At 41.6% G+C, this 13,055-nt stretch carries 12 protein-coding genes; 11 read left to right on the top strand and 1 reads right to left on the bottom strand.

Annotated elements, in window-relative coordinates; all coding sequences use genetic code 11:
- Window positions 1-3 precede the first annotated feature (3 nt).
- On the bottom strand, window positions 4-948 hold the full coding sequence (locus UKS_RS08895) for a magnesium transporter CorA family protein (protein ID WP_049495495.1): 945 nt from the start codon (window positions 946-948) through the stop codon (window positions 4-6).
- A gap of 130 nt (window positions 949-1,078) precedes the next feature.
- Here UKS_RS08895 and uvrA point away from each other — a divergent pair, with 130 nt between their 5' ends.
- From uvrA to UKS_RS08835, 11 genes are all read left to right on the top strand, one after another.
- Complete coding sequence (gene uvrA / locus UKS_RS08890; RefSeq protein ID WP_156012795.1) at window positions 1,079-3,910, top strand: excinuclease ABC subunit UvrA; 2,832 nt, start codon at window positions 1,079-1,081, stop codon at window positions 3,908-3,910.
- Window positions 3,903-4,964, top strand: a complete 1,062-nt coding sequence (locus UKS_RS08885) for a M24 family metallopeptidase (RefSeq protein ID WP_156012793.1) — start codon at window positions 3,903-3,905, stop codon at window positions 4,962-4,964. Before uvrA ends, UKS_RS08885 begins: the two co-directional genes overlap by 8 nt.
- Window positions 4,965-5,095: 131 nt before the next feature.
- A complete protein-coding gene (spx, locus tag UKS_RS08880; RefSeq protein WP_000591165.1) occupies window positions 5,096-5,494 on the top strand; it encodes a transcriptional regulator Spx in 399 nt (132 codons plus the stop codon).
- A 209-nt stretch (window positions 5,495-5,703) separates the two neighbouring features.
- Window positions 5,704-6,273, top strand: coding sequence for an SP0191 family lipoprotein (locus UKS_RS08875; protein ID WP_156012791.1), 570 nt, complete (start codon window positions 5,704-5,706; stop codon window positions 6,271-6,273).
- Between the two features lie 86 nt (window positions 6,274-6,359).
- Entirely contained in the window at window positions 6,360-6,626 is a 267-nt protein-coding gene (locus UKS_RS08870) for an IreB family regulatory phosphoprotein (RefSeq protein ID WP_049495502.1), read from the top strand.
- Between the two features lie 3 nt (window positions 6,627-6,629).
- Window positions 6,630-7,049 carry a Holliday junction resolvase RuvX gene (gene ruvX, locus UKS_RS08865; protein WP_002876031.1) on the top strand — a complete coding sequence of 140 codons (420 nt, stop codon included), beginning with the start codon at window positions 6,630-6,632 and terminating at the stop codon, window positions 7,047-7,049.
- Window positions 7,050-7,064: 15 nt separating this feature from the next.
- A complete protein-coding gene (locus tag UKS_RS08860; RefSeq protein WP_000017620.1) occupies window positions 7,065-7,370 on the top strand; it encodes a DUF1292 domain-containing protein in 306 nt (101 codons plus the stop codon).
- A gap of 207 nt (window positions 7,371-7,577) precedes the next feature.
- Window positions 7,578-8,828, top strand: a complete 1,251-nt coding sequence (locus UKS_RS08855; protein ID WP_156012789.1) for a folylpolyglutamate synthase/dihydrofolate synthase family protein — start codon at window positions 7,578-7,580, stop codon at window positions 8,826-8,828.
- A gap of 87 nt (window positions 8,829-8,915) precedes the next feature.
- Complete coding sequence (locus tag UKS_RS08850; protein ID WP_049495504.1) at window positions 8,916-9,374, top strand: SP_0198 family lipoprotein; 459 nt, start codon at window positions 8,916-8,918, stop codon at window positions 9,372-9,374.
- A 256-nt stretch (window positions 9,375-9,630) separates the two neighbouring features.
- Window positions 9,631-11,163 (top strand): cardiolipin synthase, encoded by a 1,533-nt coding sequence (gene cls / locus UKS_RS08845; protein ID WP_156012787.1) that lies wholly within the window; start codon window positions 9,631-9,633, stop codon window positions 11,161-11,163.
- Between the two features lie 254 nt (window positions 11,164-11,417).
- Window positions 11,418-12,971: a damage-inducible protein CinA gene (locus UKS_RS08835; protein ID WP_156012783.1), complete on the top strand. Its 1,554-nt coding sequence runs from the start codon at window positions 11,418-11,420 to the stop codon at window positions 12,969-12,971.
- Window positions 12,972-13,055 lie beyond the last annotated feature (84 nt).

The following is a 13,055-nucleotide window of genomic DNA, read 5'->3' as shown; positions in this document are numbered from 1 at the left end:
CTCTTAGAACCATTTTTTATGGATGAGATAGAGAGTGAGCGAGACACTCATAGCAAAGGCGATAAAGACGATTAACCAGAAGGCATTTGGCTCGCCATTTAGGGGGATTTCATTATCCTTAAAGTTCATCCCGTAGGCAGAAAAGACCATGGTTGGGATGGACATAACGATGGTCACAAGGGCCAAGGTTTTCATGATGTTGTTCTGGTTGTTGGAAATGATAGAGGCAAAGGTCTCTGTCATAGAGTGCAAGACGTTCCCATAAATGTCTGCCATTTCGATGGCCTGTTGGGTTTCAATCAGGGTATCTTCAAGCAGGTCTTCGTCCTCAAGGTATTTCTTGATATTGCTGGTTGAGCTGGTCAATTTCTTAATCACACGCTCATTTGTTTTGAGGGAAGCCTTGAAATAGACGATGGTTTTTTCTAATTCCATAAGCTCAATCAATTCTGCATTTCGAGTTGATTGATGCAGTTGACTTTCGATTTGTTCACTCTTGCGGTCAATTGAACGAAGGGCTGTTAGGTAAAGCTCTGCATTGCGATAGAGAATCTGGAAGATAAAACGCGAACGCATGAACGTATAAAAATTACGTAATCGACGGTTGATAAAGACATCAAGGACTGGTAATGGTTCCAAACACGTAGTGATAATGGTTTCCTCGGTGATGATAATACCAAGCGGGATGGTTACGTAGTAGGTGCGGTTATTTCTTTCCTCTGTGACCGGCACGTCTACAATGATCAGGGTGTACTCGTCTTCAATCGTAATACGAGACATTTCTTCCGCATCGAGCGGTGCTCGAAGGTCGGCAATATCAATATCGAAGGCATTAGCGATTTCCAGTGATTCATTTTGAGTCGGATTGACGAGATTGATCCAAGTACCCGGTTCAAGCGTATCGATCTCTTTAAATTCAGTTGTTGTAGAGAGAAAAACTTGTTTCATATCCCTTATCCTTTCTCATTTTCAGATTTTTTCACACCGTACTATTATACTACAAAATCGGCCTTTTGGGTAATAGAATCTCACTTTTTTTGGTATAATGGTAAGTAATAATGGACTAGAAAGAACAAAGATGCAAGATAAAATTGTCATTCATGGGGCGCGTGCCCATAATTTAAAAAATATTGATGTGGAGATTCCGCGAGACAAGTTGGTTGTCGTGACCGGTTTGTCAGGTTCGGGGAAATCCAGTCTGGCCTTTGATACTCTCTATGCGGAGGGACAACGTCGCTATGTGGAGAGTTTGTCAGCCTACGCTCGTCAATTCTTGGGAAATATGGAGAAGCCTGATGTAGATGCTATTGATGGCCTCAGCCCAGCTATTTCTATCGACCAGAAAACGACTAATAAAAACCCTCGCTCGACGGTGGGAACTACGACTGAAATTAACGATTATCTGCGTCTCCTCTACGCACGTGTGGGGACGCCTTACTGTATCAACGGGCATGGAGCTATCAAGGCCTCTTCGGTGGAGCAGATCGTTGATAAGGTTTTGGAGTTGCCAGAACGCCAACGCTTGCAGATTTTAGCCCCAGTTATTCGTAAGAAAAAAGGACAGCACAAGAGCGTTATTGAAAAGATTCAGAAAGACGGTTATGTTCGTGTCCGTGTGGATGGGGAAGTCTATGATGTGACCGAAGTGCCAGAGTTGTCCAAGAGCAAGCAACACAATATTGATGTTGTAGTTGACCGCATTGTCATCAAGGAGGGTATCCGTAGTCGTCTCTTTGATTCTATTGAGGCTGCCCTTCGTATCGCAGAAGGTTATGTCATTATCGACACTATGGACGACTCTGAGTTGTTGTTCTCTGAGCATTATGCCTGTCCAGTTTGTGGCTTTACTGTTCCAGAGTTAGAGCCACGTCTCTTCTCTTTCAATGCTCCTTTTGGCTCTTGTAGTGAGTGTGATGGCTTGGGCATCAAGCTGGAGGTGGATACTGATTTGGTAGTACCAGATGCCAGCAAAACCTTACGTGAGGGAGCGCTAGCACCTTGGAATCCTATCTCATCCAACTACTATCCAAACATGCTAGAGCAGGCCATGACAGCCTTTGGAGTGGATATGGATAAGCCTTTTGAGGACTTGTCAGAAGAAGACAAGAACTTGATTCTCTACGGCTCAGATGGCAAGGAATTCCATTTCCACTATGAGAATGAATTTGGTGGTGTGCGCGATATCGATATTCCTTTTGAGGGAGTTGTTAATAATATCAAACGTCGCTACCATGAAACCAATAGTGACTACACCCGCACCCAGATGCGTCTCTACATGAATGAGCTGACCTGCGGAACTTGTCATGGTTATCGCCTCAATGACCAGGCCTTGTCTGTCCGTGTGGGTGGCGAGCAAGGACCACATATCGGAGAAATCTCAGATCTGTCTATCGCAGACCACTTGGACTTGGTAAGCAAGTTGACTCTATCTGAAAATGAAGCCATCATTGCTCGTCCCATTCTCAAGGAAATCAAGGACCGCTTGACCTTCCTTAATAATGTCGGCCTTAACTATCTGACCCTGTCTCGTTCAGCAGGAACCCTTTCAGGCGGGGAAAGTCAGCGTATTCGCTTGGCGACCCAGATTGGATCCAACCTATCAGGTGTCCTCTATATTTTGGATGAGCCGTCAATCGGTCTTCACCAGAGGGATAATGACCGTCTGATTGCCAGTCTCAAAAAGATGCGTGATTTGGGTAATACTCTCATAGTAGTGGAACATGACGAAGATACCATGCGCGAGGCGGATTATCTGATTGACGTTGGTCCTGGTGCCGGTGTTTTTGGTGGGGAGATTGTTGCGGCAGGAACCCCTAAACAGGTAGCTCGTAACAGAAAGTCTATCACAGGCCAGTACTTGTCAGGCAAACGTGCCATTCCAGTGCCAACAGAGCGCCGTGTCGGTAATGGCCGTTTTATCGAAGTGACAGGTGCGCGTGAGCATAACTTGCAAAATGTCACTGCTCGCTTCCCACTAGGAAAATTCATCGCCGTGACAGGTGTATCGGGTTCAGGGAAATCAACCTTGGTCAACAGCATCCTCAAAAAAGCCATTGCTCAGAAGCTCAACCGCAATTCAGACAAACCTGGTAAGTTTAAGACGATTACAGGGATTGAGCATGTAGACCGCTTGATTGATATTGACCAGAGCCCGATCGGACGGACGCCAAGGTCCAACCCTGCTACCTATACGGGAGTTTTTGACGACATCCGTGACCTATTTGCCCAGACAAATGAAGCCAAGATTCGAGGCTACAAGAAGGGACGTTTCAGTTTTAATGTCAAGGGTGGTCGCTGTGAAGCCTGCTCAGGTGACGGAATTATCAAGATTGAGATGCACTTCTTGCCAGATGTTTACGTGGCTTGTGAGGTCTGCCACGGAACCCGCTACAACAGTGAAACCCTTGAAGTTCACTATAAGGAAAAAAATATCTCGCAGGTCTTGGATATGACCGTCAACGATGCGGTAGAGTTCTTCCAACACATTCCGAAAATTCAACGCAAACTTCAGACCATCAAGGATGTGGGATTAGGCTATGTCACGCTAGGACAGCCAGCTACCACCCTTTCTGGAGGAGAAGCCCAGCGTATGAAGTTGGCTAGTGAACTCCACAAACGATCGACAGGAAAATCTTTCTACATTCTAGATGAGCCGACGACAGGACTTCATACCGAGGATATCGCTCGCTTGCTTAAGGTTTTAGCTCGCTTTGTCGATGATGGCAATACAGTCCTCGTAATTGAGCACAATTTAGACGTTATCAAGACGGCAGACCATATCATCGACTTGGGTCCTGAGGGCGGTGTCGGTGGTGGAACCATCATTGCAACAGGAACTCCAGAAGAAGTAGCGGCCAATGAAGCCAGCTACACAGGACAGTATTTGAAAGGAAAGTTACATCATGAATAAACGTGTACAAGCATTTCTCGATAAAATGCAAGAAAAAGAACTAGATGGAATCATTATCAACAACCTTAAAAATGTCTACTATTTGACAGGTTTTTGGGGTTCAAATGGAACAGTCTTTATCAGTCGTGACCGTCAGGTCTTGGTGACGGATTCTCGCTATATCATTGCTGCAAAGCAAGAAACCAGTGGGTTTGAGATTGTAGCAGACCGTGATGAATTGGCTGTTATTGCAAAGATTGCGAAAGACATGGGCCTTTCACGAATCGGTTTCGAAGATGAGATTTCAGTCTCTTATTATCACCGTATGCAGGCAGCCTTTGCAGGAATTGACTTGCTTCCACAAACTCAGTTTGTTGAGGGTCTTAGAATGATTAAGGATGAAGCTGAGATTGCAGCGATTCGCAAGGCTTGTTCTATCTCAGACCAAGCTTTTCGCGATGCGCTTGACTTTATCAAACCAGGAAAAACTGAAATTGAAATTGCAAACTTCCTTGACTTCCGCATGCGCGAGTTGGGAGCGTCTGGCTTGTCTTTTGACACTATCCTAGCTAGTGGTATCAATTCTTCTAAACCTCATGCCCACCCTATGCACAAACCAGTGGAGCAGGGAGAAGCTATTACCATGGACTTTGGCTGCCTTTATGACCACTATGTCAGCGATATGACTCGGACCATCTACCTCGGTCATGTCAGTGACGAGCAGGCAGAGATTTACAATACAGTTCTAAAAGCCAACCAAGCCTTAATTGACCAAGCCAAGGCAGGCTTAGGCTTCCGTGACTTTGACAAAATCCCTCGTGATATTATCGTAGAAGCGGGCCATGGAGAATACTTTACACACGGTATCGGACACGGTATCGGGCTTGATATCCACGAAGAACCTTACTTCAGTCAAACTTCGACAGAGGTTATTAAATCGGGTATGGTCTTGACAGATGAACCGGGTATTTATATTGAAGGAAAATATGGTGTTCGAATTGAAGACGACATCCTGATTACAGATATAGGTTGTGAGTTATTAACCCTTGCTCCAAAAGAGTTGATAGTCATTTAGTTATTTGTCAAGAAAAAAGTATGAAAATGACGAAAAAAATCAAAAAAATTTTAAAATAGGTCGCAAGTCGGATGTTTTTTATGGTATAATAGAATAAACTGATAGTAACATGTAGCGAAAGGGGTAGGTACATGATTAAAATTTATACAGTCTCAAGTTGTACTAGCTGTAAAAAAGCAAAAACCTGGCTCAATGCCCACCAGTTAAGTTATAAAGAACAAAATCTTGGTAAAGAAGGAATTACTAGAGAAGAATTACTGGATATTCTAACCAAAACAGATAACGGAATAGCCAGCATCGTTTCATCTAAAAATCGCTATGCCAAAGCCCTTGGAGTGGATATTGAAGATTTGAGTGTCAACGAAGTCCTCAATTTGATTATGGAAACACCGAGAATTTTAAAGAGCCCAATCCTTGTAGATGAAAAACGTCTGCAAGTTGGCTATAAGGAAGACGATATTCGTGCCTTCCTACCACGCTCTGTCCGTAATGTAGAAAATGCAGAAGCACGTTTGCGTGCAGCTCTATAAACATCAAGGCTGGGAGCAATTCCCAGTCTTATTCTGTTTTATACTCTTCAAAAATCTCTTCAAACCGCGTCAACGTTGCTTTGCCGTATGCATGGTCACTGACTTCGTCAGTTCTATCCACAACCTCAAAGCTTTGCTTTGAGCAACCTGTGGCTAGTTTGCTCTTTGATTTTCATTGAGTATTAATCTCGAAAAGAAAGAAGAAGGAAATGAAAAAAATAGTCCTTATTAGTCTAGCTTTCCTTTTTGTCCTGGTTGGTTGTGGACAGAAAAAAGAAACTGGAACAGCTACAAAAACAGAAAAGGATACACTTCAGTCGGCATTGCCAATTATTGAGAATGCTGAGAAGAATACAGTTGTGACTAAGACTTTGGTCTTGCCAAAGTCAGATGATGGTAGCCAGCAAATTCAAACCATTACATACAAGGACAAGACTTTTTTGAACTTAACGATTCAACAAAAACGTCCAGTATCTGATGAGTTAAAGACCTATATTGACCAACATGGAGTGGAAGAAACCCAAAAAGCTCTTCTCGAGGCGGAGGAGAAGGATGAGTCCATCATAGAAGCTCGTAAATTATCAGGATTTAAGCTTGAAACCAAACTGTTAAGTGCGACAGAACTTCAAACAACGACTAGTTTTGATTTTCAAGTTCTGGATGTCAAGAAGGCTTCTCAAACTGAATATCTGAAGAATATTGGTTTAGAAAATCTCTTGAAGAATGAACCAAGCAAGTATATTTCAGACAGATTAGCAAATGGTGCGACAGAACAGTAGAAAATCCAAATATATAGACTGCCTGAATTGTAGAACGTAAGGAATTATGCTATAATAGTACTATTCTAAAGAAAGAGGGTGTTAGAATGGGATTTACTGAAGAAACAGTACGTTTTAAATTAGACGATTCCAATAAAAAAGAAATTAGCGAAACGTTGGCTGATGTCTATGCTTCGTTGAATGATAAGGGCTACAACCCAATTAACCAAATCGTTGGTTACGTATTGAGTGGAGACCCTGCCTACGTTCCTCGTTATAATAATGCACGAAATCAAATCCGTAAGTATGAGCGTGATGAAATCGTTGAGGAATTGGTACGCTACTACCTTAAAGGACAAGGAGTCGATCTATAATCTATGAGAATTATGGGATTGGACGTCGGTTCAAAAACGGTAGGAGTGGCCATTAGTGACCCACTAGGCTTCACCGCTCAAGGACTTGAAATCATCCAGATTAATGAGGATCAGGGCCAGTTTGGTTTTGACCGTATCAAGGAATTGGTTGACAGCTATAAGGTGGAGCGCTTTGTAGTGGGCCTGCCCAAAAACATGAACAATACCAGCGGTCCGCGCGTGGAAGCTAGTCAAGCCTACGGAGCAAAGCTAGAAGAGCTTTTTGGTTTGCCAGTAGACTATCAGGATGAGCGTTTGACGACGGTCGCTGCGGAGCGTATGTTGATTGAACAAGCAGATATCAGCCGTAACAAGCGCAAGAAAGTCATTGATAAGTTAGCAGCTCAGCTGATTTTACAAAATTATTTAGATAGAAAATTTTAATACAAAGGAGAGGCTATGTCACACGATCATAACCACGACCACGAAGAACGTGAACTAATCACACTAGTAGATGAGCAAGGAAATGAAACCTTGTTTGAAATCCTTTTGACGATTGACGGAAAAGAAGAATTTGGTAAAAACTATGTTCTCCTAGTACCAGTTAACGCAGAAGAGGACGAAGACGGACAAGTTGAAATCCAAGCTTACTCATTCATCGAAAACGAAGATGGAACAGAAGGTGAATTGCAACCAATCCCAGAAGACTCAGAAGACGAATGGAACATGATTGAAGAAGTCTTCAACAGTTTTATGGAGGAGTAAAAACGTCCGGGGGACGTTTTTAGCCCTGCGCTAGAAAATAGAAACGCAGGCATATCCGGGGGATGTTTTTAGCCCAGGTTAATATTCATAGTAGCTAGTTATTAGCTAACCAGGTAAGAGGTTGGGATGAAAATCCTGACCTCGTTTTTTGTTAGTTATGAGACTTTATTGAAGCAGTTGATTGAACCTGTAATTAAGGAGAAGTATATGTTTGAAGTAGAAGAATGGCTCCATAGTCGGATTGGTTTGAATTTTCGATCAGGTTTGGGCCGAATGCAACAAGCGGTGGATTTGTTGGGGAATCCCGAGAAGGCTTATCCTATTATCCACGTAACAGGAACTAATGGAAAGGGTTCTACCATTGCTTTTATGAGGGAGTTATTTATGGGGCATGGCAAAAAAGTTGCGACCTTTACTTCCCCTCATATCGTCTCTATCAATGATCGAATCTGCATTAATGGGCAATCAATAGCTGATGCAGACTTCATCCGTTTGGCTAATCAGGTCAAGGAGATGGAGAAAACGCTTCTGCAAACCCATGATCAGTTGTCTTTTTTTGAATTGCTGACTTTGATTGCTTTTCTTTATTTTAGGGAGCAAGAGGTGGATTTGGCTCTACTAGAAGTGGGAATTGGTGGTTTACTTGATACGACCAATGTGGTAACTGGAAAGATTGCTGTCATCACCTCCATCGGACTTGATCATCAGGAGACCTTGGGTAACAGTCTAGAAGCAATTGCAGAGCAGAAAGCTGGTATTTTTAAGGCTGGTAAAAAGGCAGTGATTGCCAAGTTGACTCCAGAAGCTAGGCTTGTTTGTCAGAAAAAAGCAGAATCTTTAGCTGTTGACCTTTATCAGGCAGGTCAGGATTTTTCAATGCTGAATGGTGATTTTTCAAGTTCTTTGTTAAATATTTCGCAGCTGAAAATAGGCTTAGAAGGAGCTTATCAGCAGGAAAATGCGGCCTTGGCGTTGCAAACGTTTCTTCTTTTTATGAGAGAAGGAAAGGAAGCTGTTGATGAACAGGTTGTAAGACAGGCTTTGGAGAAGACCCATTGGGCTGGGCGTTTGGAGCGTATTCGTCCTCAGATTTACTTGGACGGTGCCCATAACCTCCCTGCCCTGACTCGCTTGGTTGAATTTATCAAAGAAAAAGAGCAAGAAGGATATCGTCCTCAAATCCTATTTGGAGCCTTGAAACGAAAGGATTATCAAGGGATGTTGGCTTATCTGACTGAAAATTTGCCTCAGGTGGAACTCAAGGTAACTGGCTTTGATTATCAGGGTTCTTTGGATGAGACAGATATAATAGGTTACGATAAAGTTCCCTCTTACAGAGAATTTATTAGCAATTTTGAAGCAAGGGTAGACGCTCAAGATTTGTTATTCATTACAGGCTCTCTCTATTTTATCTCAGAAGTGCGGGGCTACCTGCTAGACCATGAGCAGATAAATTGACCTCTTCATTTGTCTTTGTTATACTAGATAAAATGCTGGCTAAGAGGATTCTATTTCTCTAGCATAGCAAGAGAAAGGACATTTATTATGACATTCAAAACAGCAGCACTTTCTATTGTATCTTTAGCGAGTGTATCTTTGCTAGTTGCTTGTTCCCAAAGAACACAACCAGTTCAACAGCCTGTGGCTCAGCAGCAGGCTCAACAACCTGCTCAACAGAATACTAATACTGCAAATGCAGGAAGTAACCAAAATCAAGCAGCTCCAGCACAAAACCAACCTGTTGCTCAACCGACCGATATTGATGGGACTTATACCGGTCAGGATGACGGAGACCGTATCACTTTAGTGGTAACTGGAACTACTGGTACATGGACTGAGCTCGAATCTGACGGGGATCAGAAAGTCAAACAGGTTACATTTGATGCAACAAATCAACGCATGACTATTGGCGATGATGCCAAAATTTACACTGTAAACGGTAATCAAATCGTTGTAGATGATATCGATAGAGACCCATCGGATCAAATCGTTTTATCAAAATAGACTAGGAGGAGACCGGATTTTTCGGTCTCTTTTATGATTAGTCAGAAAAAATAATCATAAATACTTGCCTTCTACCGAATACCTGCGTTATACTGGTATTAATTACCTGTTTTTAGTGCTCATACTCTTCGAAAATCTCTTCAAACCACGTCAGCTTCCATTTGCAACCTCAAAACAGCGTTTTTGAGCAACATGCGGCTAGCTTCCTAGTTTGTCCTTTGCTTTTCATTGAGTATAAAAATATCAAGGAGGGGATATGAAATATAGAAAATTTCAATTACTGATGTCCAAGTATGGTTTTAGTCTTTCGATTATGCTACTTGAACTTTCTCTTGTTTTTGGTCTCTTTTTCTATTTAGGGCGTATGGCCCCTATTCTATGGGTGATTGTCTTGATCTTTATGAGTATGGCGACTATTGTCGCAATTGTCAATCGTTCAATGACACCTGATAGTAAAGTGATGTGGTTAGTGGTAACTTTTGTTCCTGTCATTGGCCCCTTGCTCTATCTGATGTTTGGTGAAAGGCGATTGTCAAAAAAAGAAATCAAGCAGTTGGACAAACTTGGTTCTATGCATTTTCGGGAGGATAACAGTAAAGCTCTCCGCCAGAAATTGAAGGAAGAGAATAAGGCGGCTTACGGAGTTATCAAATCTTTATTGAGTATGGATGGCAATGCCGATGTGTATGATCGAACCGATTCACAATTCTTTCCCTCAGGTGAAAGCATGTGGATACATATGCTGGACGACCTCAAGAAAGCTGAAAAATTTATTTTTTTAGAGTACTATATTGTCGAAGAAGGCCTGATGTGGAATAGCATACTAGATATACTAGAGCAAAAGGCAGCTCAGGGTGTAGAAGTCAAGATGCTCTATGATGATATCGGCTGTATGGCGACTTTACCTGGCGACTATACTATTCAGCTTCGTAGTCGAGGAATTGAAGCCCATAAGTTTAATAAGGTGATCCCTCGTTTGACGGTAGCTTATAATAATCGGGACCATCGTAAAATCCTTGTTATAGATGGTCAGGTAGCTTATACAGGAGGCATTAACTTAGCCGATGAGTACATCAATCATGTAGAACGCTTTGGCTACTGGAAGGACAGTGGGATTCGCTTAGATGGTCCTGGTGTTAAGGCTCTAACCCGTCTCTTTTTGATGACTTGGTACATCAATCGTGGGGAAATCAGTGATTTTGACCAGTATCACTTGGAAAACCAGCTTTGTTCTAGCCAAGGGCTCTGCATTCCTTACGGTAGTGGACCCAAGCCCATTTTCCATACTCAGGTAGGGAAAAAAGTTTATCAAAGTTTGATTAATCAGGCTACTGATTCAGTCTATATCACAACACCCTATTTGATTATTGACTATGATTTAACTGAGAGTATTAAAAACGCGGCCATGAGGGGTGTTGATGTCCGTATCGTGACTCCTTTCATTCCGGATAAAAAATTAATCCAACTAATCACAAGAGGGGCCTATCCGGATTTGTTATCAGCAGGAGTAAGGATTTTTGAGTATAGTCCAGGCTTCATCCACAGTAAACAAATCTTAGTGGATAAAGATTTTGCTGCAGTTGGAACGATTAATTTTGATTATAGAAGTTTACTTCACCACTATGAAGATGCAGTTTTGCTATATAAAACGGAATCAATCAAAGAGATTCAAAAAGATTTTCAGGAGATTTTTTCAGTATCGCAAGAAATTTTCCAAAATACGATAAAAAATAGCTGGTATCAAAAATTGATTAAGGAAATTGCCCAGTTATTTGCCCCAATCTTATAAGAAAACTAGGACTCAGGAGACAAGCCAGTCCTATTTTTCTTGTCTTTTACGAATAAGAAGATAGAGGAGGAACGATGCTGACTCAGAAAGAATTAGATTATATCACGACATTTAAACAGACGCATTTACACCGATTTCGGGATATTGAAACATTTGTGAAACTATGCAAAAAATTACTCAAACACCCATCGCAAGCTGACAATTTTAGGTCTTTTTGATATACTAAGACAGATAAATTGAATAGGAGAAACAACATGGCTGTATATGGCAGAATCGAAGAAGTATCCGAAACGATACAGAGTAATGAAATTGAAAATAGACTGGATAGAAATCTTGAATCTCATGTGGAAAAAGAAGAACAGGTAGCTTTCCCGTTTTTCAGACTTATCATCGGAAGTACGATTGCAACGGTTTTTTCTGTGGTGCTACCTTTACTTTTAGATATGGTAAGTCCTTCTCAGGCTCAGGATTTGTATGTAGGGTGGGCTTTGCATCAGGGAGGACAGCTTTACAGTAGCTATTATGCTAGTCAGGGTCTTCTTTATTACTTGCTGCTTTATATTACTCAAGGAGGCATCCTTTTTGCCTTGGTAGAATGGCTAGCCCTCTTAGGAGGAGGTTACTTCCTCTTTGCTTCGACAGAGTATTTGACGGGACAAAGAGAGCAAGCTAAGCAACTCCTAACCATATTTTATATTTTGGTATCTGGTCTCGGTTTTGGAGGAGGCTATGCTACGATCTTAGCTCTGCCATTCCTGTTTGCAGGATTTTCATTCATAGCAACTTATCTTTCAAATCCTAACCATGACAAGGGATTTCTACGTCTGGGGATCTTTTTGGGTCTGTCATTTTTCATAGAGCCTCTTACAAGTCTTATCTTTACTGCAGTAGTAACGATCGGTTTATTTGTCTTTAATGTTGGGCATGGTCGCTTTGCCCATGGAGTTTATCAGTTTTTTGCAGCAGCACTTGGCTTTTCTCTCATCTTTTACCCAGTAGGCTACTATGTCCTTGCTTCAGGTGGATTTGGAGAAGCTCTAGGGAGTCTTTTGTATCCGATTGATTCCCTTCAGGTCTTTGCGAATCCTCAACTAGTGGATAATGTTGTATTCTATGGTTTGTTGACCTTTGGGTTAGGAGCTCTCTTCCTTGTTTTTCTAGGCTTGTTCCAATCAAAGGCATCAAAATTATATGTTATTTCAGTGCCAGCTAGTTTTGCTTTCATATTTGTATTAGCCTTGTTACTTTTTTCTCAAGAACCTCTTCACGGTTCGCGTTTGATTCTAATCCTTCCATTTTTACTCCTTCTTTTGATGACCAGTATTCGTGGGAAACATTCAGCCAGAGGAGCTCGTCGTCGAAGAAGAGAGGAAGTTCCAACTTTATGGAAAAAATTTATGAAGGGGAATCTCTACTTACCTATCCTAGTGGTAGCTTATCTGATTGCAATTCCTTTTGTAGCTCGTTTTGTCTTGCATCCTGCTTCTTATAGAGAACAACATCAAGTAGTAGACAGAGTCAAACAAGAGACGAGTGAGGGAGACCAAATCTATATCTGGGATTCTCGAGTTCAGATGTATAAAGAAAACCAGCGTTTGGCTGGATCCATCTTCCCATCACCTCTTCTTTACACGAATACAGAAGAGAATAAAACTAGCTTGATTCATGACTTGAATGAAAACCAACCTAAGGTGATTGTGGTAAATGACAAGGTGGCTCTTTGGTCTGAGGCAGAGACACTCTTGAAAGAACATTATCAACAAGTAAAGACTGATTATTCAGAGTTTAAAGTCTATAAAATTAAATAACAAAATCAATATCTTGTGCATTTTTAAAATTTTTACGATTTTTACCACAAGATATTGATTTTTCTTTTTAGAGTGGTATAATGT

This window comes from Streptococcus sp. 116-D4 (assembly GCF_009731465.1).
GTDB classification, from domain to species: Bacteria; Bacillota; Bacilli; order Lactobacillales; family Streptococcaceae; genus Streptococcus; species Streptococcus pseudopneumoniae_E.
The sequence above is the reverse complement of the archived record's forward strand: the minus strand, read 5'-3'. Positions and strand labels throughout refer to the sequence as shown.